The organism is Collimonas fungivorans Ter331, from assembly GCF_000221045.1.
GTDB classification, from domain to species: Bacteria; Pseudomonadota; Gammaproteobacteria; order Burkholderiales; family Burkholderiaceae_D; genus Collimonas; species Collimonas fungivorans_A.
The window spans coordinates 3,448,565-3,471,957 of the sequence record NC_015856.1 but is presented as its reverse complement, the minus strand read 5'-3'; the positions used below and the strand labels follow the sequence as shown (position 1 = coordinate 3,471,957).

The following is a 23,393-nucleotide window of genomic DNA, read 5'->3' as shown; positions in this document are numbered from 1 at the left end:
CCGTTACTGCAGGGTGGCAGGCGTGCCGTACTGGCGGCTGATCGCCAGCGCCGCGGCGGCGGCACGCGTCTCCACCCCCAGCTTGATATAGATGTGTTCCAGGTGCTTGTTCACCGTGCGCGGGCTCATGCCGAGAATCTCGGCGATGTCGCGGTTGGTCTTGCCTTTGGAGACCCAGGCCAGGACATCGGTTTCGCGCGGCGTCAGCCGATAGCCTTCAAGCTGGACCGCATTCGGCAACACCAGGGATTTTTCTTCCAGCAGCAAGGTCAGCTCGGCGCTCTGGGTGTTTTTGGAAAGATTGATGGTCAGTTCGCCGTCATCGCCATTGATCACCAGAGGCTGCAGCGGCTGCTGCGTCTGCCGCAGCAACACCAGGTTTTCATTCAGCCAGAACTGCAGCTGCGGCGGCAGCTTGCGCTGGTCGCTGCGCGGAAAATACTTTTCCAGCCAGAACGAGGCCTTGCCGGTTTGCCATAAAGGCGCGCCGTCGATGCCGAGCACGATCACCGCATGGGCCGCGGCGTCGATCACATCCCTGGCTTGCGACATCATGCGCGCCGTCTTGATATGGGCGGCGACGCGGGCGACGATTTCCAGCGGCTGGATCGGCTTGGTGACGTAATCTATGCCGCCGACCTGGAAGCCGCGCACCACATGCTCGGTCTCGGTGAGGCCGGTCATGAACACTACCGGCACGTGGGCGGCGCTGGCCAGCAGCTTGATGCGGCGGCAGGTTTCAAAACCGTCCAGTCCCGGCATGACGGCATCCAGCAGGATCAGGTCGGGCGTGATGTAACCCAGCCGCTGGATGGCGCTGGCGCCGTCGGTCGCAACCAGCACGATATGGCCGCTCTCGTCCAGCGCATCCGACAGCAGCGCCAGGTTGTCCGGCATGTCGTCCACGATCAGCACCACCGGGCGGCTGGCCAGCGGCCTTGGCGGCGGCTCGGCGGAGAGAGTGAGATAGTCGTCCAAGATCGTCCTCGTCATGCGCTGTCGATGCGTTGAGCAGGGTGCTCGCCGGCCTGGTGCAGCAGGGCCTGGAGGCGCGCGCTGTAGTCGTTCAGGCGAAAGCGTTTCACCAGTTCGCGCAGCTCGCGGGTAAACGGCTGGTAGAGCGGGTCCTGCTGTTCTATTTCATCGAGCTTGCCGACGATGCCCTTGATGTAGCCGATCGCCCCCAGCTCCAGCAGCGCCTGCAGTTTTTCCCGCGCCGGGACCACCAGGATGGCGCTGCCTGCTGCGGCGCCGGCGGCGGCTTGCGGCGCCGGATCGGAAATCCAGTCGACTTTCAGGTGCAGCCGGATCTTTGACAGCAGGTCGTTGAAAGACACCGGCTTGACCACAAAATCGTTATAGCTGAGCGGATCTATCTGCTGCGGCGTGCTCTCGAACGCGTTGGCGGAGACGATGATGATCGGCAGGCTGGCATGGCCCTGGGAGCGTATCGCGCGGCACACGGCGCCGCCGTCCATGGCTGGCATGGCGATGTCGAGCAGCACCATGTCCGGCATGGCGCGGGCGATTTCCGCCAGGCAGGCGGCGCCGCTCGCGACCTCGCTGATGTCGAAGCCGAGCGGCGCCAGCATGGCGCTCAGCACGGCGCGCTGCGAGGCCTGGTCGTCCACCACCAGTATCCGTTTCCTGGGACCGAGATAACCCGACATCTGGTCTTCCAGCTTGATGCGGCGGCGCGGCGCGCGCACCTCGGACAGGTAGATCTTCAGCTGGAAGGTGCTGCCCTTGCCGATGTCGCTGGCGACCGACAGCGCGCCGCCCATGATATGGGTCAGCATGCTGCTGATGGCCAGGCCGAGCCCGGTGCCGATGTCTTCGCGCAGGTTGGCGGCGTTGCTGCGTTCAAACGGCAGGAACACTCGGGCGATGTCTTCTTCGGCGATGCCGATGCCGCTGTCCTCGACTTCGAAATAAGTGATCTCGCGCGCATGGCGGACCCGCAGCGTGACATGGCCGGCGTCGGTAAACTTGACTGCATTGCCGAGCAGGTTGATGAGTATCTGGCGCAGCCGTTTCTGGTCGACCTGGACCACCTCCGGGATGCGGCCTATCTTTTCAAAGCGGAACGCCAGGCCCTTTTGCTCGGCCTGCGGCGCAAACATCTGCACGATCTGGTCGAGGAATTCGTGCAGCGGCAGTTCGTCCGTCGCCAGCCGCATCTTGCCGGCTTCGATCTTGGCGATATCCAGCAAGCCGTCGATCAGGCTCAGCAGATGTTCGCCGCTGCGGCGGATGACGCCGATGGCATCCCTGCGGCCTTCCGGGATGGCGTGGTCGACCTGCAGGATCTGGGCATAGCCGAGGATGCTGTTGAGCGGCGTGCGCAGTTCATGGCTCATGCCGGTGACAAAACGGCTCTTGGCCAGGTTGGCCGCTTCCGCCGCCTCCTTGGCGCGCTGCAGGGCGGCGTCGGTCTGGTTATGGGCGTCGATTTCCTGCAGCAGCAGGTTGGTCTGCCGTTCCGATTCCTCGTGGGCGACGCTGCGGCTTTCATTGGTCAGCACCAGCCACCAGGAGCCGACGCCGATGAACACCAGCAGCGAGGCGAACAGCTTGATGAAAATCCCTGCCATCGAATCCGGACCGCCGCCGGCCAGGCCGGACATGCCCGCCAGCTGCTGGTAATACAGCAGCCACAGCACCACCGCCAGTCCGCCCGACACCAGGCTGAACACGATCAGGTAATGGCCGATGCGGGTATTGAGCTTGAGCGTGAAACGTTCGGGCAGGAAACCGCGCAAGGTATTGAATATCTGGTCCGGCATGCGCGAGGCTTCCTTGCAGCGGTCGTTGCAGCGCGCATCGAGCGAGCAGCACAGCGAACAGATCGCGCCCTGGTAAGCCGGGCAGTGCGCCATGTCGGGCGTCTCGAAATGGTTGCCGCAGATGACGCATTCGAGTTGGCCATGGTGGCTGTCGGCCAGCTGGTCGTGGCGGGCGATATAGTATTTTCCCTTGGTCGCGTAAGCGATCACCGGTGCGATCAGCAGCGCACTGCCAAGCGCGATGAAGGGCGCCAGCGCGCGCGCCACGCTGCCGAACATGCCGGACAAGGCCAGCGCCGACAGCGCCGAGGCAATCAGCATGGCGCCGACGCCGACCGGGTTGATGTCGTACAGGTGGGCGCGCTTGAACTCGATATGCGGCGGACTCAGGCCCAGCGGCTTGTTGATGACCAGGTCCGAGACCACCGCGCCGATCCAGGAAATCGCCACCAGCGCGTACAAGGCCAGCACATGCTCGAGCGCGTTGAAGACGCCGATTTCCATCAGCAGCAAGGCGATCAGCACATTGAACACCAGCCATACCACGCGGCCGGGATGGCTGTGCGTCAGGCGCGCGAAGAAATTCGACCACGCCAGCGAACCGGCATAGGCGTTGGTGACATTGATCTTGATCTGCGACACCACCACCAGCAAGGTGACCGCCGCCAGCACCAAGGCCGGATCGGAGAACACGTAACGATAGGCGATCAGGTACATCTGGGTCGGTTCGACCGCCTTGCCGATCGGCACCTCGTGCTGGATCGCCAGGAACGCCAGCAGGGCGCCGCCCAGCATCTTGGCCGCGCCCAGCAAGATCCAGCCCGGCCCCGCCAGCAGCAGCGCGCTCCACCAGCGGTAGCGGTTGGCGGAGGTCTTTTCGGGCAGGAAACGGAGGAAGTCGACTTGCTCGCCGATCTGCGCAATCAGGGAAAAGGCGACGGTGGCGGCGGAGCCGAACAGCACCAGGTCGAAGCTGCTGCCGTTTTCGGCGCGGCCGGCGAATGTCATCAGGTTGGCCAGTGCATCCGGTTCCTTGTGCAGCACGCAGACATACGGCAGCACCAGCAGCACCAGCCACAGCGGCTGGGTCCACATCTGCAGGCGGTTGATCAGCGTGATGCCGTAGGTCACCAGCGGAATCACCACCAGGGCGCAGATGATGTAGCCGAGCACCAGCGGCAGGCCGAAGTAGAGCTCGATCGCTTGCGCCATGATCGACGCTTCCACCGCAAAAAAAATGAAGGTGAAAGTGGCGTAGATCAGCGAGGTGATGGTCGAGCCGATATAGCCGAAGCCGGCGCCGCGCGTCAGCAGGTCCATGTCGACGCCGTATTTGGCCGCGTAGTAGCTGATCGGCAGGCCGGTCAGGAAGAACAGGATGCTGACGCAGACAATTGCCCAGAATGCATTGGCGAAGCCGTAGTTGAGCGTGATGGTGCCGCTAATGGCTTCCAGCGCCAGGAAGGAGATGGCGCCGAGCGCGGTGTTGGCCAGGCGGAATTCCGACCATTTGCGGAACGAGCGCGGCGTAAAACGCAGGGCATAGTCTTCCAGCGTCTCGTTGCCGACCCAGGTGTTGTAGTCGCGGCGGACCTTGACGATGCGTTGGGTGGCGGTAATCTTCACGTTTGACGGGTGACCTTGGGCGTGGGGAACGAAACAGCAGCAATTCTGCTTAAGCAATTTTCGAACCAATTCGGGCCGCGTTGGATACGTCATTTGACGTATATGAAAAATTCCCAAAGGCAACTTTGTGCCAAAGCAGGGCGCGCCGGCTTGACGATTCGATATCGAAGTCCCGCCGCAAAAAGCCGCTCCTCAAACAAGCGCACCAAGGTGATGCAGCGGCGCTGCAAGGCCGTGCGTGGCGCCGCCATGCCAGGCGCGGCGCAGCTTACGTCAAACAACGTATTGCTGCACCGCATCGCAAATCCTAATCTCCTTCCCAGAACGAACAGATCCGGACGCCGGTTCACCGAGCGGCGAGGCGCTGGACGTTGACTTTATCTCTGGTTTGCCTTCGTCACATAACCGCCCCGAAAGGAGTACTGCATGTCGCATCGTTCTGCATCCGATAAGCCCTCGTTCCAGCGCCGCAAGGTATTGCTGGGCCTGGCCGCCAGCGCCGCGCTGGCTTTGCCGGCCATCGGCTTCGCCCAGTCGCCGGCCACGGCCAAGATCAACACCACCAAGCTGGCGGTTACCGATACCGAAGTCACCGTCGGCCAGCTGCACTCGGCCACCGGCACCATGGCGATCAGCGAAACCGGCTCGATCCAGGCCGAACGGCTGGCGATCGACCAGATCAATGCCATGGGCGGCATCCTCGGACGCAAGATCAAGATCATCCAGGAAGACGGCGCCAGCGACTGGCCGACCTTCGCCGAAAAAGCCAAGAAACTGCTGGAAAGCGATCACGTCGCCGCCGTGTTCGGCTGCTGGACTTCGGCTTCGCGCAAGGCGGTGCTGCCGGTGTTCGAGAAAGACAACGGCTTGCTGTATTACCCGACCTTCTACGAAGGCCTGGAACAATCGAAGAATGTCTTCTACACCGGACAGGAAGCCACGCAGCAGGTGCTGGCCGGCCTGAACTGGGTCGCCAAGGAAAAGAAAGCCAAGACCTTTTTCCTGGTCGGCTCCGACTACATCTGGCCGCGCACTTCCAACAAGATCGCCCGCAAGCACATCGAGAATGTCTTGAAAGGCTCGGTGGTCGGCGAAGAGTACTACCCGCTGGGCAATACCCAGTTCGGCTCGCTGATCAACAAGATCAAGCTGAAAAAACCGGACGTGATTTTCGCCGACGTGGTGGGCGGCAGCAACGTCGCCTTCTACAAGCAGCTCAAGGCTGCCGGCGTCACCGCCAAGACCCAGAACCTGCTGACGATCTCGGTCACGGAAGATGAAATGCTGGGCATAGGCGGAGAAAACGTCGAAGGATTCTATTCGTCGATGAAATATTTCCAGAGCCTGGACAATCCGAACAACAAGAAATTCGTGGCCGAATTCAAGGCCAAGTTCGGCCCCAATGCGGTCATCGGCGACGTGACCCAGGCCGCTTACCTGGGGCCATGGCTGTGGAAGGCCGCGGTCGAGAAGGCCGGCAGTTTCGATGTCGACAAGGTAGTGGCGGCATCGCCCGGATTCGAATTGAAGAGCGCGCCGGAAGGCTACGTCAAGGTCCACCCCAATCATCACCTGTGGAGCAAGACCCGCATCGGCGAAGCGCAGAAAGATGGCCAGTTCAAGGTCATCTACGAGTCCGACCTGATCGAGCCGAATCCTTTCCCCAAGGGTTACCAGTAAGTTTTCCATTGTCTTAACGGTCCGGCGGTCCGGCGGCCCGGCGGCGCAGCGTCGCCATCGGGCCGCCTGACGCCAGCCGCAACATTGCAAGGAGCCACCGTGGTCTCACTTTCCGAATTCGGCGCCATTTTCGCCATGCAGGGCTTCAACGGCCTGTCGGTATTCTGCGTCCTGCTGCTGATGGCGCTTGGCCTGGCCATCATCTTCGGCCAGATGGGCGTGATCAACATGGCGCATGGCGAGTTCCTCACCATCGGCGCCTACATTACTTACCTGCTGTCCAAGCTGACCACGCTGTATGCGCCCAGCCTGCAGCCCTATTATTTCTTTGCCGCGATTGCACTGTCTTTCGTGACCGCCTACATCGTCGGCTATATCACCGAGTGGCTGATGATCAGCCGCCTGTACAAGCGGCCATTGGACACCTTGCTGGCGACCTGGGGCCTGAGCCTGGCCATGCAGCAAACGTTTCGCTCCATCTTCGGCGCCAAGGAAGTCAGCGCCACCTTGCCGGACTGGCTGATGGGTTCGTTCAAGCCGACCGACAGCATAGACATTCCGATCAACGGCGTATTCATGATGGCGCTGACGGCGGTGCTGACCGGCGTCATCTTCCTGCTGCTGTTCCGTTCGCGCTGGGGTTTGCAGGTGCGCGCCACCATGCAGAACCGCCTGATGAGCGGCGCGGTCGGCATCAATACCCGCAAGGTCGACCGCAGCACCTTTGCGCTCGGATGCGGGGTCGCCGGCATCGCCGGGGCCGCGTTCACCACCATCGGCTCGACCGGGCCGACCAGCGGTTCGCTGTATATCGTCGATACCTTCCTGGTGGTGGTGTTCGGCGGTGCGCAAAGCCTGCTGGGCACGATTGCTTCGGCTTTTTCCATCGCCCAGACCCAGTCCACCGCCGAATTCTTCCTGACCGGATCGATGGCCAAGGTGCTGACGCTGTCGGCGGTGATCCTGATTTTGCTGCTGCGGCCGCAAGGCCTGTTCGCGGCCAAGATCCGTAAATAACCGGCGCCATCGAAAGGGCTCGCATGAATGCAGCATATGAAAAATTGTTAGGCGGAAGGTCGGGCCTGGTCGGCTTGCTGATCCTGTGCGGACTGCTGCTGGTGGTGTTTCCGCTGGTCTTCGATATTTTCCGCCTGAACCTGGTCGGCAAATACCTGGCCTATGCCTTTGTCGCCGTCGGCCTGGTGCTGTGCTGGGGTTACGGCGGCATCCTCAGCCTGGGACAGGGCGTGTTCTTCGGCGTGGGCGGTTATTGCATGGCGATGTTCCTCAAGCTGGAAGCATCCGATCCAATCAGCACCAAGATCCAGTCGACCCCGGGCATTCCCGATTTCATGGACTGGAACCAGATCACCGAGTTGCCGCTGCTGTGGCAGCCGTTCCACTCCTTCGGCTTTACCTTGCTGGCGGTGCTGCTGGTGCCGACCTTGATGGCGCTGGTGATCGGCGCGGCGATGTTCAAGCGTCGCGTCGGCGATGTGTATTTCTCTATCGTCACCCAGGCGATTGCCGCCATCCTGGCGATCCTGATCATCGGCCAGCAAGGACTGACCGGCGGCGTCAACGGCATCACCGACCTGAAAACCCTGATGGGCTGGGACATCCGCACCGATTCGGCTAAGCTGGTCCTGTATTTCGTCAACGCCAGCCTGCTGATCGGCTGCATCCTGATCGGGCGTTTTATCCTGAGCTCGAAGCTGGGGCGACTGCTGGTGGCGATGCGCGACAAGGAGGAGCGGGTGCGGTTTTCGGGCTACGACGTCGCCAGCTTCAAGGTATTCGTGTTCTGTGTCGCAGCCATGTTCTCGGCCATAGGCGGCGCCATGTTCACCTTGCAGGTCGGTTTCATGTCGCCGTCGTTTGTCGGCATCGTGCCTTCCATCGAGATGGTGATCTATGCCGCTGTGGGCGGCCGCATGTCCTTGCTCGGCGCGGTCTACGGCACCTTGCTGGTGAATTTCGGCAAGACCTATTTTTCCGAATCGTTTCCTGAACTGTGGCTGTTCCTGATGGGCGGCCTGTTCATCGCAGTGGTGATGTATTTCCCGAACGGCCTCGCCGGGCTGTACCAGAGCCATGGCAAGCTTTTGCTGTCGAAACTGAGCGGGTGGCAGCGCCGCCGGGCCAGCAGCGTCGCACCGCCGGCCGTCGCCAAGCCGCAACCGGCGCCCGCCGACGTGATTATCGAACTGCCGCACGGCAGCCTGGAGGGATCGAAATGAGCGGCAATCCTATCGGTTTCGAATCGAACGACCGGCCGGTGCTGGCGATTGAAGACCTGACGGTGTCTTTCGACGGCTTCAAGGCGGTGGACGGCTTGAATTTCTACGTCGAGCGCAATGAGGTGCGGGTGGTGATCGGCCCCAACGGCGCCGGCAAGACCACCGTGCTGGACCTGATCTGCGGCAAGACGCAAGCCACCGCCGGCAGCATCCAGTTCAAGAACCGCGAACTGACCAAGATGCGTGAGCACGAAATCGTCCAGGCCGGGGTCGGCCGCAAGTTCCAGACGCCGTCTATCTATGAAAACCTGAGCGTGTTCGAGAACCTGGAAATGTCGTTTCCACGCGGCCGCAAGGTATTCGGCGCACTGGTGTTCAAGCGCACGGCGGAAGTGGTGGAGCGGGTCGAGGCGGTGGCCAGGGAAATCTTCCTTGACGCCCAGCTGTACCAGCAGGCCGACCTGCTGTCGCACGGCCAGAAACAGTGGCTGGAAATCGGCATGCTGCTGATGCAGGAGCCGGAGCTGCTGATGCTGGACGAGCCGGTGGCCGGCATGAGCGTCTCGGAACGCGAAAAAACCGCCGAGCTGCTGGGGCGCATCAGCAAGGGCCGTTCGGTGCTGGTGATCGAACACGATATGGAATTCGTCAAGAGCATCGCCCACAAGGTCACCGTACTGCACCAGGGAAAAATACTGGCCGAAGGCAGCATGGAATCGGTGCAGGCCAATCCCAAGGTAATCGAAGTTTACCTCGGCCATTAAATCAATCGGAGCACCTATGTTCAATGTCTCGCATCTTGCCTCCGGCTATGGCCAGAGCCAGGTCATCCACGATGTCAGCCTGGCAGCCGGCAAACAGGAAATCGTCGCCGTCATGGGCCGCAACGGCATGGGAAAAACCACCTTGTTCAAGACCCTGATGGGAATCCTGCCGCTGCGCGAAGGCAGCATCCAGATCGACGGCCAGGAACTGGGCCACCTGGAAAGCTACCAGCGGGTCGCCAGCGGCGTTGCCTATGTGCCGCAGGGGCGCATGATTTTCCCCGGCATGACGGTGCTGGAAAACATCCAGACCGGCTTGCCGGCGAGCGCGCTCGGCAAGGTGCCGGATGAGCTGTACGCCTTGTTCCCGGTGCTGCACGAAATGCGCGGCCGCAAAGGCGGCAACCTGTCCGGCGGCCAGCAACAGCAGCTGGCGATTGCGCGCGCGCTGGCGACCAATCCCAAGGTGCTGCTGCTGGACGAGCCGACCGAAGGCATCCAGCCGTCGATCATCAAGGACATTGCGCGCAGCCTGAAAGAAATCCGCAAGCTGCGCCAGCTGACCATCATCGTCTCGGAGCAGGTGCTCAGCTTCACGCTGGAAATCGCCGACCGCTTCCTGGTGATCGACAAGGGCCGTTTTGTCTACGAGGACACCAGCGACAAGGTCGACGCCGCAACCATCAGCCGTTATTTGTCGGTCTAGCAGGCCGAAGAGTTTATCCAGGCAGTTCACAGGAGAGATACATGAGGCACGGAGATATTTCCAGCAGCGAGGATGGCGTCGGGGTCGCAGTCGTGAACTACAAGATGCCGCGCCTGCATAACAAGGCCGAGGTATTGGCAAACGTCCGCAATATCGCGGCGATGGTGGTAGGCATGAAACAGGGTCTGCCGGGACTGGACCTGGTGATTTTCCCGGAATACTCGACCCACGGCATCATGTACGACCGCGAGGAAATGTTCGATACCGCCGCTGCCATCCCCGGCGAGGAAACCGCGATTTTCGCCGAGGCCTGCCGCCAGGCCAATGTCTGGGGCGTGTTCTCGCTGACCGGCGAGCGGCACGAGGAACATCCGCACAAGGTGCCGTACAACACCCTGATCCTGATGAACAACCAGGGCGAGATCGTCCAGAAGTACCGCAAGATCATGCCGTGGACGCCGATCGAAGGCTGGTATCCGGGCGAGACCACTTATGTTTCCGACGGCCCGAAAGGCCTGAAGATCAGCCTGATCATCTGCGACGACGGCAACTATCCCGAAATCTGGCGCGACTGCGCGATGAAGGGCGCGGAGCTGATCGTGCGCTGCCAGGGGTATATGTATCCGGCCAAGGAGCAGCAGGTGCTGGTGTCGAAGGCGATGGCGTGGATGAACAATGTCTACGTCGCGGTGGCCAACGCCAGCGGCTTCGACGGCGTGTATTCCTATTTCGGCCACTCGGCCATCGTCGGCTTCGACGGCCGTACCCTGGGCGAATGCGGCACCGAGGAAATGGGTATCCAGTACGCCGAACTGTCGCTCGGCCTGATCCGCGACGCGCGCCGCAACTGGCAATCGCAGAACCATCTCTACAAGCTGCTGCACCGCGGCTACACCGGCAAGATCAATTCCGGCGAAAGTGCGGCCGGCGTCGCCGATTGTCCCTTCGATTTTTACAAGACTTGGGTCAACGATCCGCAGCAGGCACGGCGCCAGGTCGAGGCGCTGACCCGCAGCACGGCCGGCACGCCGGAATGCCCGATGCCTGGCATTCCTTCCGAATGAACCACCCTGATTGAGCCACCAAGAGGAGAGTCGCATGCAACATTTCAAGATCAAACCGGGCGTGCCGCTGGCGCAGCAAGCCGAGCTGGGACATAACCGCTGGCATCCCGACCTGCCGTTCCTGTCCTCGGTCAAGCCGGGCGAGGCGATCCTGATCGAATCGCTGGATTTTCTGGATGCGCAGATCCAGGACAACGACGACGTTTCTGACGTCAGGAATGTCGACCTGACCCGCGCCCATCCGCTGACCGGGCCGTTCCATGTTGAAGGCGCGGAACCGGGCGACCTGCTGGTGATCGACCTGCTCGACATCAAGCCGGTGACGCCGGTCGGTTTTTCCGGCGTGTTTTCGAAAGAGAACGGCGGCGGTTTCCTGGCCGACACCTTCCCTGACGCCGACAAGGCGATCTGGGACTTGAAAGGCTTGTATGCCACTTCGCGCCATATTCCCGGCGTACGCATCGCCGGCCTGACCCATCCGGGCCTGATGGGCTGCCTGCCGTCGCACGATTTGCTGGCGGAATGGAACCGGCGCGAGGCGCCGCTGGCGGCCAAGGGCTTGGCCAAGCCGCCTGATCCGAGCACCGCCGTGCTGCGCGGCCTCAGCGGCGCCAAGTTCGACAGCATGGCGAAGGAAGCGGCCCGAACCGTGCCGCCGCGCGAACATGGCGGCAATACCGATATCAAGGACTTGTCCGCCGGCACCCGGATCTTTTTCCCGGTGTATGTGAAGGGCGCGGGCTTTTCCATGGGAGACCTGCATTTTTCCCAGGGCGACGGCGAAATCGGCTTTTGCGGCGCCATCGAAATGGATGGCGTCAGCCACGTCGGTTTCGACCTGATCAAGGGCGGCATGGCGAAATACAATATCAGCTCGCCGATCTTCATGCCCAGTATCGTCAAGCCGCACTACGAGCAGTGGCTGACCTTCGAAGGCATCAGCGTCGAGAACGGCGTCAACTATTACCTGGACGCTACCGTGGCCTATCGCCAGGCCTGCCTGAAAGCCATCGATTACCTGACCCACTTCGGCTATACCGGCAGTCAGGCCTACATGCTGCTGACCGCGGCGCCGGTGGAGGGGCGCATCGGCGGCATCGTCGATATTCCGAATTGCGCCTGCACGGTGTCCCTGCCGACCTCGATTTTCGACCAGGACATCACGCCCAAGGGGATGCTGAACGATAACGCGTACTGGGGAAGGAAACCTTAGCGGCGGCGGCAGGATTCAATCCTGCCTCGCTCCTGGTCCAATTCAACCAAAGGATAATACGATGCCGCTGTACGACATCCGCTGCACTCATTGCGATGGCATTTTCGAAAAGCTGTTGCCGCTGCAAGCGCTGGAAAAACCGCTGGCCTGTCCCTACTGCGCCGAGGCGACCCTTGCCGTGCCTTTATTCACCGGCGGCCACGTCAAGCTGCGCGTGGCGGAACGCTGGCAGGCGCGCAACGGCGCCGAACAGCTGGCCGGCCGCGGCGCCGCCGGGCCGGGCACGCAAGCGCGTGCCGGCAGGAGCAGCGTGCTGCACAATTGCAAAGGACATAACTGCAGTATCTGCGATACCTGATCCGGCTTACACCAGCAGGTTCAGGGCGTGCGGGTTGCCGGCGCCGTATTGCGGAAACAGTTTCTGCATGGCCGGATCGCCGATCCGCATGTGTTTTTCCGCCAGCGTCGCCAGCACCGAACGGAAGTCGGTGGTGATCGCCAGGTCGCGCCCTTCGTTGAGCGACTTGTCGTCGATGCCCGGCCATGCGCCATGGATGGTGCGGCCGCGCACGTTGCCGCCCAGCAGCCACATGGCGTTGCCGTGGCCGTGGTCGGTGCCGCCGTTGCCGTTTTCGCGGAAGGTACGGCCGAATTCAGACATCACCACGATCACCGTATCGTTGAACGCCGGGCCCAGTTCGCGCGCCAAGGTGGTCAGGCCGTCGGCCAGGGGCCGCAGGCGGTTGGCCAGCTGGCCGTTGCCGTTGCCCTGGTTGGTATGGGTGTCCCAGCCGCCGACGGCGACAAAACCGAGCCGGATGTCCGGATTGCTGCGCATCAGCCGGCCGAGGCGGGCGGTGTCTATCGACAGGCCGTTCGGCAGCGGCGCGCCGTTATTCGCCATCTTTTGCTCCGAGCTGCTGGCGTCGGCCATCAGTTCCTTGCGCGCCGAAATGCCGTCGCGATAGCTTTTGCCAAGGGCCGCGTCTTCCGCATACAGCGCGGCATAAGCCTGGCTGACTTCGGGGCGGTCGATCAAGGTAGGCCGGGTGGCGTCGCGGCCGGTAGGCATGTTGGCGACCACCGCCCTGCCGGTCAGGATGCGCGGCACCGATTCGCCCAAGGTCAAGGCTTGCATTGGCGACGTCGATGCCGGCATGACGCCCAGCATGCGGTTCATCCAGCCGTCGCGGGTATTGTGCTGGCCCGGGGTGCCGGTTTCCATGTAGTCCTGCGCTTCGAAATGCGAGCGCGACATGTCCGGCGAGCCGGAGGCGTGCACGAACGCCAGCCGGCCGTCGTCCCAGTACGGCTGCAGCGCCTGCAGCGCCGGATGCAGGCCGAAGTAGCCGGTCAGGTCGATGGCGCCGTTCTGGGTGCCGGGGCGCGATACGGCAATGCCCGGACGCGCCTTGTAATAGTTGTGGTCGCCGTGCGGCACCACTACATTCAAGCCGTCCACCGCGCCGCGCAGGAACACCACGATCATGCGCGGCGTACCGTCGCCGGTTGCGTGCGGGCGTTGCAAGGGACTGCCGTACGACAGCGGGCTGTCCACCATTACGATAGGCGCAGCCGGGGCAGGTTTTGCCTTGGCCTGCGGTTTGCTGGCAGGCGCTACCACGCAGCCGGACAGGCCGACCGGGATCAGGATGGCGCCGCTGGCGGTCAGGCCCAGGTGGCGGATGAAATCACGACGTTTCATGACATGGCTCCCATGGACTATCTCTTCATGAAATCAGGACTGCCGAGTATCAGGCCGACCTGCAGGTTGGCGGGTGCGGCGCTGATGGTGCTCAGGCTGTGCGGCGTCAGCGCCGGCGCCAGGGTCTGCTGCAATTGCTGCGGATCGATGGGGGCAGCGGTGTTCGGCGCAACAGCGACGGGCGGCGCCCCCGGCACGGGCGGCGGCGGATCGCTGCGGGCGATCGGCGATTTGCCGTTGCTCAGGCCGTTGACGAAATTGATGCGGCGGAGCAGGGCGTCCGGATTGAGCCAGGCTTCCTCGGAAAACTTGTAGCCCTCCGGCGTCAGCCAGCCGTACAGCGGCTGTCCCAGCTGGTTGAGCACGCCGTCTATCGGCCGTACATTCAGCACCGGCGTCGCGGTTGCGCGCAGCGACGACACTACATATTGGTACGGCGTCTTGAACTGGGTCTGGTAATTGCCGCGGGCCCAGAATTCGGGGCTGTCGAACAGCGTATGCAGCACCGCCTTGATGTCGCCGTTACTGCTCAGGAAACGACGCGCCAGCTTTTCGGTCAGCGCAGGCTCGGGTTTGTCGGAAACGAAATACTGGACCAGCTTGGCGGCCACGAAGTGGGCCGTGGCCGGATGGCGCGCCAGGATATCGAGCGCCTGTTCACCTTCCTGGTAGCCGCTGCCCTTGATGGTCTGGCCGAGGAAAATCTTGTCGCCGCCATCATGGCGGCGCGGGTTGAAGATGAAAGCCGGCTGGCCCTCCTTCATGCCTTTTTCATCGATGGTCCAGCCGCTCAGGATGCGCGCCAGGGAAATCACGTCGGCCTGGGTGTAGCCGCTGTCGACGCCCATGGTGTGCAGCTCCAGCAATTCACGGCCGTAGTTTTCGTTGAGTCCTTTGAAACGGCCCCTGGCTTCCGGCGTGTTGACGCCGCTGCTGAGCCAGTTGTCGAGGTAATACAGCATCGCCGGATGATGGGCCACCGCGCCCAGCAACTGGCGGAAATTGCCGAGCGCGTTGGGCCGCAGCACGTCTTTTTCATATTCGCCGTTCCAGTAGCGCACCCATTCCTTGCCCTCGAAGACGTTGAAATGGTTGAACCAGAATTCGGTCATCACCTCCTGCAGCTGGCGCGGGCTTTCAGTGGCCAGCCACAGCCGGGAAAAATGCGTCTGCGGCGTGATGTCCTTGTTGGCGCGCTGGCGCGCCATGTTCTTTTCTTCAGGGGTGGCGCTATTGGGAGGGAAGGAGGGCGGGCCGTATTGCTGGTAAAGCTGGGTTGCCGTCAGTTGATAAGTCGGCAAAGCGGAAAGTCTGTCTGCCAAGTCAGGCGGCAGCGGCAGGCTGTCGGGATTCAGTTGCTGTTCGATGTAGCGTTTGACGCCGAGGCGTTTGACTGCATCGACGTCGCCGGGACGCGGTCCATAGGCCAGCCGGTTGAGCACGTGTAGGGCTTTTTCCGAGTCGTTCAGCGGCGGCTGTACGGCCTGCGCGTCGGCATTGGCCGCAACCAGGCAGCTCAGTAATAACCCGGCCCAGCCAGTTTTTTTCAAGATCAACATGCTCAACCTTTTGCAATTGTCTTCTCGCTTAACGCCCGGTCGCCGACATACGCCTACAAGGCCGGTGTAACAGATTGTAAGGCGGCAATATTGGCGAGCGAGTCACAGCCGGTAATGTCGTAAATGCTACAAACCATGCCGCTTTTTTGTGAGTGCGGTTGGTTATTAAATGCAAAATTGGCAACTTCGCATTGCGAAGGAGACTCCATGACAAACAATCCAGCGCGACGCCGTTCGCGCGCGTCCCACGTCAGGCCGCTGGTTTTCTGGCCCACTTTTCTCTTGCTCATTGCCGCGCTGGCATTGAGCATCATCGACCTGCAGGGCGCGCTGGCCGTCGCCGGTGGCGTCAATCATTGGATACTGGCGCATTTTTCCTGGCTGTTCAGCCTGACCGGCGTAGGGATGCTGCTGCTTTGCGTCTGGCTGTATTTTTCGCCGATCGGGCAACTACGCATCGGCGGTGCTGGCGCAGTGCCGCTGCTTTCCCGGCCGCGCTGGTTTGCCGTCACCTTGTGCACCACGCTGGCGGTCGGCGTTCTGTTCTGGACTACTGCCGAACCGATCTATCACTTGCACAGTCCTGCCGCCTCTTGGGCGGCGGCGCCGAATTCGCCCGCTGCGGCGTCGATGGCGATGTCGGCCATGTTTCTGCACTGGACCTTTGTGCCATATGCCATCTACACAGTGCCAGCAGTCGTGTTTGCCTTGGTTTTTTACAACCTGCGCCTGCCGTTTTCCACCGGCAGCATGCTGAAACCCTTGCTGGGCGAGCGCATGCAAGGCCGCACCGGACAGATCGTCGATGCGATCGCCTTGTTCGCCCTGGTGGCGGGAATGGCGTCGAGCCTGGGCACCGGTGCCTTGGCTATCGTCGGCGGCTTGAACCAGCTCATGGATTTTCCGACTTCGCCCTCAAGCATCGGCCTCGTGATCGCAGCGATTGTCGCCACCTTTATATTGTCGGCATCGAGCGGCCTGAAAAAAGGCATTGCGCGGTTGTCCGCCATCAATGCCTATGCCTTGTTCTTCATCGCTTTTTTCCTGCTGTGCTGCGGGCCGACCACTTTTATCCTTGGTTTTGGCGTGGAAGCGCTGGGACAGTTTCTGAGCCAGTTCTTTCGCATGGCGATGATGACCGGCGCCGCATATAAGGACGAGTGGGTGGGCTCGTGGACGATTTTCTACTGGGCAGTATGGTTCGCCTGGGCGCCGATCAGCGCCATGTTTCTGGGAAAGATCGCGCGCGGTTACACCGTGCGCGACATGGTGCTGGTCAACCTGGTGCTGCCGTCGCTGTTCAGTATTGTCTGGATCGGTATTTTCAGCGGCACCGCATTGTCGATCGACATGACGCAGCAGGGTTTGCTGAAACAGATGCTCGATACGCAAGGCGTCGAAAGCATTTTATACACGATCTTCCGCCAGTTGCCGCTCAGCGCCGTGATGATCGTGGTACTGCTTCTTGTTGCATTCCTGAATTACGTCACCGCAGCCGATTCAAATACCGACGCCATCAGCAACCTATGCACCGATGGCTTCACTGCGGATGGCGTCGAGCAGCGCAACATGTGGCAGAAAATCACCTGGGGCCTGCTGATTGGCGTCGTGTCGTGGATCATGACCAGCTTCGCCGGCGGTGTCGCCGGCGTGAAGATGATGTCGAATCTTGGCGGTCTGCCGGCGCTGCTGATCATCCTTGGCAGCGCCGGATCGCTGATCGTTCTGGCGCGTTCCGGCGCATTGCTGGCGCCGCCGGTATTGACGCCTGCCATCGGACAAAAGAACGTTCGGGAGTATCCATGAAGATAAAATATCAGTTTCCCCACGCAATCAAGGAAATCGAACACGGCACGATCATCCTCAGCGACGGCTGCCGCCTGGCATATCGCATGTGGCTGCCGGCGGCTGCGCTTGCCGATTCCGCCGGATTCACGGTGCCGGCCATCCTGGAATACCTGCCGTATCGCAAGCGCGACGGCACCGCAGTGCGCGACCAGCTCACCCATCCCTATTTCGCCGGCCATGGTTATGCCTGCCTGCGGGTCGACATGCGCGGTTGCGGCGAATCCGACGGTTTGCTGGCGGATGAATACCTGCAGCAGGAACAGGACGATGCGATCGAAGTGATCCGCTGGATTACGCAGCAGCCATGGTCTAGCGGCAAGGTCGGCATGATGGGCATTTCCTGGGGAGGGTTCAACGGCTTGCAGATAGCGGCGCAAATCGAAGCGATCCAGCCCGATACGCTAAAGGCAGTCATCACGCTGTGTTCCACCGACAATCGTTTTACCGATGACATCCACTACAAAGGCGGCTGCATGCTGCTGGAAAATGCCGGATGGGCGGCGACCATGTTCAGTTACGGCGCCGCGGCGCCCGATCCTTTACTGGTCGGCGCTGGCTGGCGCGAGTTGTGGCTGCAGCGCCTGAAAAACATGCCTTTGCTACTGAAGAACTGGCTGCAGCACCAGACTTTCGACGCCTATTGGCAGCACGGTTCCGTGTGCTGCGATTACAGCAAGATCAAAGCTGCCGTGTATGCCATCGGCGGCTGGGGCGACGCCTATAGCAACGCGATTCCGCGCATGCTGGAAAACCTGCCGGGACCGAAGAAAGGCTTGATCGGACCATGGGCGCACAAATATCCGCATTTCGCCGTGCCTGGGCCGGCCATAGGCTTTTTACAGGAAGCATTGCGCTGGTGGGATTATTGGCTCAAGGATATCGACACTGGCGTGATGGACGAGCCGCAGATGACGCTCTATCTGCAGGACGCCGTTGCACCGCAAGCCAGTTATGCGCAACGGCCTGGCAACTGGCTGCGTGAGGTTTGCTGGCCCAGCCCGCATGTACAAGCGCTGACCGTCCCCTTGGGGGCGGCCGACGCCTCTTGCGGGATATTGCGGTCGCCCCTGGGCACTGGTTCCGCCTGCGGGGAATATTGCGTGATCTGGCTGGGGCCGGAGTTTCCGACCGACCAGCGCGCCGACGACGCGGTATCGCTGACGGTAGATTTGCCGGCGCTGCAAGCGCCGATTGCCCTGGTCGGCGCTGCCGTCCTGAAACTGCGCCTGCGCTGCGACAGCGAACACGGGCAACTGGCGGTGCGCCTCAACGATGTGTCGGTTGATGGCGCATCGACCCGTATTACCTACGGCGTCCTCAACCTGAATTTGCCGCAGAACGAGTCCTCGCCAAGGAAATTGATCCCAGGAAAATGGTTCGACGTTACCTTGCAATTGGATGACGTCGGTTATCGCCTGCCGGCCGAGCACCGGTTGCGGATCGCCATCAGCAGCGCCTATTTCCCCCTGGTCTGGCCGGCACGGGCTCATGCAACGCTGGAATTCGATCTGGCGCAGTCGGCCATCACGTTGCCGCTGCATGACATGCAGACGGTATCTGCTTCGCCCTTCGCAGAACCGGAAGCCGCCGCGCCGTTAGCACTGCGCTACCAGCGTTCGCCGGCGAGCAGGCGGCAGGTCGTCAGCGACGCCATGAGCGGCCGCGTCACCACGCAGATTCATGACGATTTCGGACGTTATTGCTTTGACGACCATGGTCTGGTGGTTGAACAGGTATGCGATGAAGAATATTCCATCCTGCCGCAGGATCCGCTGTCGGCCAGTTCGGAGCAGCGGTGGCTTTATAAGGCCGGCCGCGGCGATTGGCAGGTTGAAGTAAAGAGCGTATTGCGGCTGACTGCCGATGCAGAGCATTTCCTGGTCGAGGCAGAACAGACCGCTTGGGAAAATGGCAGACAAGTGCACCATCAGGATTGGCGAGAACTGGTCAGGCGGGTTGCGCTCTGATCAAGGAAAGCGCTGGCCCGAGGATTAAATGACTTTGCCCGGATTCATCAGGTTCAAAGGATCCAGCGCCTGCTTGATGGTTTTCATCAGCGCCATTTCCACCGGCGATTTATAGCGCAGGATTTCTTCGCGCTTGAGGGCGCCCAGCCCGTGTTCGGCCGAAATCGAGCCGCCCATGCGATCGACGCTGTCGTGCACGATGCGGTTGACGTCGGCCTGCCGTTCTATGAATTGTTCGGCAGAGGAATCGACCGGCGACGAGACGTTGTAGTGCAGGTTGCCGTCGCCCAGATGGCCGAAGGTGACGTTGCGGCAAGCGGGGAAATGCTGCTGCAGCAGGGCGTCGGTAACGGCGATGAATTCGGCGATGCGGGAAATCGGCAGCGAGATGTCGTGTTTGATGTTCTTGCCTTCCATGGCTTGCGCCGAGGAGATGCTTTCGCGCAGCTGCCACAGGGCGCGCGACTGGGCGGTCGAGCTGGCCAGCACCGCATCCTGGCAGATGTCCTGTTCCAGGGCGTCGCCGATGACGGCTTCCAGCAGGGCGCTGGCGTGCTCTGCGGATTCGTTGTCGGACAGCTCCAGCAGCACGTACTGCGGGTGGCGCTGGGCGAACGGGAATTGCAGCTGCGGGAAATGCTTGGCGACCAGTTGCAGGCACAGGTCCGACATCAGTTCAAAGCCGGTCAGGGTGGCGCCGCAGCGGCTTTGCGCCAAGCTCAGCAGGCGCAGCGCGTCTGCCGGGGCCTGCACTGCGGCCAGTGCGGTGAGCTGGGCTTTGGGCAGCGGGAATATCTTCAGCACGGCGGCGGTGATGACGCCCAGCGTGCCTTCGGCGCCGATGAACAGGTCGCGCAGGTCGTAGCCGGTGTTGTCCTTGCGCAGCCCGCGCAGGCCGTGCAGGATGTCGCCCTGGGCTGTCACCACTTCCAGGCCGAGGCAGAGTTCGCGCGTATTGCCGTAGCGGAGCACCGCGGTGCCGCCGGCGTTGGTGGACAGGTTGCCGCCGATGGTGCAGCTGCCTTCCGCCGCCAGCGACAGCGGGAACAGGGTTTGTTCCGCGGCCGCAGCTTCCTGGATGTGTTGCAGGATGCAGCCGGCTTCTGCCGTGATGGTGTGGTTGAGCGGATCGACGGCGCGGATGCGGTTGAGGCGTTTGAGCGAGAGTACGATGGCTTGGCCGCTCTGGTCGGGCACGCTGCCCAGCACCAGGCCGGTATTGCCGCCCTGAGGCACGATGGGTATCTGGAATTGCGCGCAGAGTTTCACGATGGCGGCCACTTCTGCAGTGTCGGCCGGTTTGACAACGGCCAATGCCGCGCCGGTAAAACGTTGGCGCTGGTCAGTCAGGTAGCCCGCTTTGTCAGCTTCGTCGGTAAGCACGTGGGCAGCGCCGATAGCGTTGCGACAGGCATCGAGAAATTCAGTGTTTTTCATGTCCAGGTTTCGACAAAAATAGTTAAATGGGGTCAGAGTTTTTTTTCGCGCCTTTTGCGAAAATTACTCTGACCCCATTTAACGGACCACGGAGTACATACCGTCCTATTGCGACGCCTTCTTGATAGCTTGCTTCGCAACTTCCTTGGCCGCCTTCTTGTAAGGCCTGAGATAAAGGATAGTGCAAATGAAAAAGACAACGCTGAGCGCGGCTTCCAGCCAGCCCAGCCTGCTTGACAGGAAACTGCTGTCGCTGGTGGCGCGCACTATGCCTTCGGTGAAATAGATCAGGATCAGCATCGACGCCCATTGCATCGTATATACGTCGCGCTTGAGCACGCCGCGCAACGGAAACAGCAGCGGCAGCACTTTCAGCACCATCCAGGAGCCGCCTGGCCGTAGCGGCGCCAGGGCCAGTTCCCAAGCCAGCCCGAGTGCAATCAGGGCCAGCAGGCTGCCGACCGCGCCGAAATAGAAGAAGCGCGGCTGGCGTGCTGCGTGCGGCAGCGGATGGGTCGATATGCCTGGTTTCAGTTTGGTGGTCATCATGTCCCCGCGATGTTGAGTTTTATATTCACTGCGTCAACTTCAAAGCGGTTTCCGCCAGGCGCCGGCCCTGGGCGATCGCCAGGGTGCGGCTCTCGGCCGAAATCGGATGTGTACCGTTCATGCCGGACCAGTGGCTGGCGCCGTACGGGCTGCCGCCGCTGGCGGTTGTCATCAGTTCCGGCAGGGTGTAGGGTAGGCCCATCACCAGCATGCCATGGTGCAACAAGGGTGTCATCATCGACATCAGGGTCGATTCCTGGCCGCCGTGCAGGCTGCCGGTGGAGGTGAACACGCAAGCCGGCTTGCCGGCCAGGGTGCCGGCCAGCCAATCGGTGCTGGTGCCGTCCCAGAAATATTTCATGGCGGCGGCCATGTTGCCGAAGCGGGTCGGCGATCCGAGCGCCAGGCCGCAGCATTCCTGCAGGTCGGCCAGTTCGACGTAAGGCGCGCCCTCGGCCGGGATATCGGGCGCGCTGGCTTCGATCACGGTCGATACCGCCGGCACCGTGCGCAGCCGCGCTTCGCAGCCGGCCACGGAGTCGATGCCTTGGCCGATCAGCTCGGCCAGCTTGCGGGTTGAACCATGGCGCGAGTAGTACAGAACGAGAAGCGGGGTGTTCACAGTAATATTCGCAGTCATATTGGATGAGTTCATTTTGGTACGCACTTTGCTATTATAGGGCGCTTTAGCGCTGGTTCATGGTGCAAAAATCGCCTTTAATCACCTGCTCCAGCCGGCAAAATCAGGGAAAGCATGAAGTCATTGAAATTTTCCAGGCTGCGCGGCCTGTCCTGGCCGCAATTGCGCGATCTGTTCCGTTTTGCGGCGCGCCGCCTGGATGAAGAACGCCTGCCGCAGGTGGCAGGCAGCCTGACCTTCACCACCATCCTGGCGCTGGTGCCGATGCTGACTATCGCCTTGGCGATTTTTACCGTATTCCCGCTGTTCAGCACCTTCCGCGCTTCGCTGGAACAGTATTTTGTACAAAACCTGATGCCCAAGGGCGTCGCCAACGTCATCCTCGACTATCTCAACCAGTTCGCCACCAAGTCGGCGCGCTTGTCGGCGGTCGGCGGCGTGGCGCTGATCGTCACTTCGGTGCTGACGATGTCGACGGTGGACCATGTGTTCAACCGCATCTGGCGCGTCAAGAAGCAGCGGCCGTGGATACACCGGGTGCTGGTGTACTGGGCCATCATCACGTTGGGACCTTTGCTGATCGGCATCTCGATCACCGTCACTTCCTATTTGTCGGCCGCGGCCAACGGCCTGGTGGTGAGCTGGGCCGGCCGATGGTTCTATACGCTGCTGTCGGTATCGCTGACCACCGGTGCGTTTACCCTGCTCTACGTGGCGGTGCCGAACCAGCGGGTGGACTGGCGCGACGCCGTCTGGGGCGGCCTGCTGGCGGGCATCGTGTTTGAAATCGCCAAGCGCTTTTTTGCCGCCTACGTCATCAAGTTCCCGACCTACACCATGATCTACGGCGCGCTGGCCGCCTTGCCGATTTTCCTGTTGTGGATCTACATGCTGTGGATGATCACCCTGGTGGGCGCCTTGCTGGTGGCGGCCCTGCCGGTGGTGAAGTACGAACGCTGGTGGCACGTGCCGGCGCCGGGCAGCGCCTTTGTCGATGCAATGGCGGTACTGGGCGTGCTGTACCAGGCCAGGACGGGGGGCAGTTCAGCTGCGGTGGATGCGGACCAGATACGGCGCGCGACCAGGCTCGGTTTTGACGAATCGGAAAGCCTGCTGCAACAGATGCAGGAGATCGGCTGGGTCGGTTCGGTGCAGACCGACAAGCTGGTCAGGACCCAGTGGGGCCGCAAAGCGCGCATCAGCGTCGACGGCTGGATCTTGCTGGCCAATCCCGAGCGGCTGAAACTGAGCGATATCTATCGTCTGTTCGTATGCAACCTGGTGGCGGGCAAGGTGACCGACGCGGCGCTGGCGTGGCAGGTGGAAGAGGCTATCGAGCGCGGGCTGGAGCAGACATTGACGGCGTATTTTGCCGACGGACTAGTGCATCCGGAACTTGAGGTCGCCGCCGCGCAGTAAGCCGGGTATCCAGAAATAGCTGATCTGTACCGAGCCCTGATAGGTCGGCCTTGTATAGTTCATCAGGAACAATGGCCGCTTGACGGCGACGGCGGGCGTTTCCGGCCCGGCAACCTGGCCTGGCCCCCGATGCGTCAGCGCGGTTTCCCTGGTTTGCATGAATTCCCCGTTTCCTCATTGACGAGCAGCC

19 protein-coding genes are annotated in these 23,393 nt (G+C 61.7%); 11 read left to right on the top strand and 8 right to left on the bottom strand.

The annotated features are described in order from the left end of the window. Positions 1-3: 3 nt before the first annotated feature. Both CFU_RS15140 and CFU_RS15135 read right to left on the bottom strand, forming a co-directional pair. Positions 4-993 carry a response regulator transcription factor gene (locus CFU_RS15140; RefSeq protein WP_014006911.1) on the bottom strand — a complete coding sequence of 330 codons (990 nt, stop codon included), beginning with the start codon at positions 991-993 and terminating at the stop codon, positions 4-6. Beyond that, positions 990-4,412 (bottom strand): ATP-binding protein, encoded by a 3,423-nt coding sequence (locus CFU_RS15135; RefSeq protein ID WP_050808608.1) that lies wholly within the window; start codon positions 4,410-4,412, stop codon positions 990-992. The genes CFU_RS15140 and CFU_RS15135 overlap by 4 nt, the downstream gene beginning before the upstream one ends. Before the next feature lie 426 nt (positions 4,413-4,838). Between CFU_RS15135 and urtA the strand changes: the two genes are divergently transcribed. The 8 genes from urtA to CFU_RS15095 all read left to right on the top strand — a co-directional run bounded on the left by urtA (position 4,839) and on the right by CFU_RS15095 (position 12,437). Continuing rightward, on the top strand, positions 4,839-6,092 hold the full coding sequence (urtA, locus tag CFU_RS15130) for an urea ABC transporter substrate-binding protein (protein ID WP_014006909.1): 1,254 nt from the start codon (positions 4,839-4,841) through the stop codon (positions 6,090-6,092). A 99-nt stretch (positions 6,093-6,191) separates the two neighbouring features. Continuing rightward, a complete protein-coding gene (urtB, locus tag CFU_RS15125) occupies positions 6,192-7,109 on the top strand; it encodes an urea ABC transporter permease subunit UrtB (protein ID WP_041742134.1) in 918 nt (305 codons plus the stop codon). A gap of 23 nt (positions 7,110-7,132) precedes the next feature. Next, complete coding sequence (gene urtC / locus CFU_RS15120) at positions 7,133-8,332, top strand: urea ABC transporter permease subunit UrtC (protein ID WP_014006907.1); 1,200 nt, start codon at positions 7,133-7,135, stop codon at positions 8,330-8,332. Then, positions 8,329-9,096, top strand: coding sequence for an urea ABC transporter ATP-binding protein UrtD (gene urtD / locus CFU_RS15115; RefSeq protein WP_014006906.1), 768 nt, complete (start codon positions 8,329-8,331; stop codon positions 9,094-9,096). Before urtC ends, urtD begins: the two co-directional genes overlap by 4 nt. 16 nt (positions 9,097-9,112) lie before the next feature. After that, positions 9,113-9,802, top strand: a complete 690-nt coding sequence (gene urtE, locus CFU_RS15110; protein ID WP_014006905.1) for an urea ABC transporter ATP-binding subunit UrtE — start codon at positions 9,113-9,115, stop codon at positions 9,800-9,802. A gap of 41 nt (positions 9,803-9,843) precedes the next feature. Next, a complete protein-coding gene (locus CFU_RS15105) occupies positions 9,844-10,866 on the top strand; it encodes an aliphatic amidase (protein WP_014006904.1) in 1,023 nt (340 codons plus the stop codon). A 34-nt stretch (positions 10,867-10,900) separates the two neighbouring features. Further along, positions 10,901-12,079 carry a formamidase gene (gene fmdA / locus CFU_RS15100; protein ID WP_041742133.1) on the top strand — a complete coding sequence of 393 codons (1,179 nt, stop codon included), beginning with the start codon at positions 10,901-10,903 and terminating at the stop codon, positions 12,077-12,079. 61 nt (positions 12,080-12,140) lie between these two features. Next, positions 12,141-12,437 (top strand): FmdB family zinc ribbon protein, encoded by a 297-nt coding sequence (locus CFU_RS15095; RefSeq protein ID WP_014006902.1) that lies wholly within the window; start codon positions 12,141-12,143, stop codon positions 12,435-12,437. A 6-nt stretch (positions 12,438-12,443) separates the two neighbouring features. Here CFU_RS15095 and CFU_RS15090 read toward each other — a convergent pair whose 3' ends face one another. Both CFU_RS15090 and CFU_RS15085 read right to left on the bottom strand, forming a co-directional pair. Then, a complete protein-coding gene (locus tag CFU_RS15090) occupies positions 12,444-13,784 on the bottom strand; it encodes a DUF1501 domain-containing protein (RefSeq protein ID WP_014006901.1) in 1,341 nt (446 codons plus the stop codon). Positions 13,785-13,801: 17 nt separating this feature from the next. After that, positions 13,802-15,343 (bottom strand): DUF1800 domain-containing protein, encoded by a 1,542-nt coding sequence (locus CFU_RS15085; RefSeq protein WP_041742132.1) that lies wholly within the window; start codon positions 15,341-15,343, stop codon positions 13,802-13,804. A gap of 207 nt (positions 15,344-15,550) precedes the next feature. On the opposite strand from CFU_RS15085, the gene CFU_RS15080 reads away from it, so the two are divergent. Next, positions 15,551-17,149: a BCCT family transporter gene (locus CFU_RS15080; protein ID WP_148264854.1), complete on the top strand. Its 1,599-nt coding sequence runs from the start codon at positions 15,551-15,553 to the stop codon at positions 17,147-17,149. Next, positions 17,146-19,158: a CocE/NonD family hydrolase gene (locus tag CFU_RS15075; protein WP_014006898.1), complete on the top strand. Its 2,013-nt coding sequence runs from the start codon at positions 17,146-17,148 to the stop codon at positions 19,156-19,158. The genes CFU_RS15080 and CFU_RS15075 overlap by 4 nt, the downstream gene beginning before the upstream one ends. A 24-nt stretch (positions 19,159-19,182) precedes the next feature. Here the strand turns inward: CFU_RS15075 and CFU_RS15070 are convergent, their stop codons facing one another. The 3 genes from CFU_RS15070 to wrbA all read right to left on the bottom strand — a co-directional run bounded on the left by CFU_RS15070 (position 19,183) and on the right by wrbA (position 21,784). Then, complete coding sequence (locus tag CFU_RS15070; RefSeq protein ID WP_014006897.1) at positions 19,183-20,595, bottom strand: FAD-binding oxidoreductase; 1,413 nt, start codon at positions 20,593-20,595, stop codon at positions 19,183-19,185. A gap of 105 nt (positions 20,596-20,700) precedes the next feature. Then, complete coding sequence (locus CFU_RS15065) at positions 20,701-21,144, bottom strand: DUF2069 domain-containing protein (protein ID WP_014006896.1); 444 nt, start codon at positions 21,142-21,144, stop codon at positions 20,701-20,703. 25 nt (positions 21,145-21,169) lie between these two features. Next, positions 21,170-21,784 (bottom strand): NAD(P)H:quinone oxidoreductase, encoded by a 615-nt coding sequence (gene wrbA, locus CFU_RS15060; protein ID WP_014006895.1) that lies wholly within the window; start codon positions 21,782-21,784, stop codon positions 21,170-21,172. A gap of 114 nt (positions 21,785-21,898) precedes the next feature. On the opposite strand from wrbA, the gene CFU_RS15055 reads away from it, so the two are divergent. Then, positions 21,899-23,203, top strand: a complete 1,305-nt coding sequence (locus CFU_RS15055) for a YihY family inner membrane protein (RefSeq protein ID WP_014006894.1) — start codon at positions 21,899-21,901, stop codon at positions 23,201-23,203. Here the strand turns inward: CFU_RS15055 and CFU_RS15050 are convergent. Continuing rightward, positions 23,165-23,362, bottom strand: a complete 198-nt coding sequence (locus CFU_RS15050; RefSeq protein ID WP_014006893.1) for a hypothetical protein — start codon at positions 23,360-23,362, stop codon at positions 23,165-23,167. The two genes, CFU_RS15055 and CFU_RS15050, sit on opposite strands and share 39 nt — an antisense overlap. Positions 23,363-23,393: the final 31 nt, after the last annotated feature.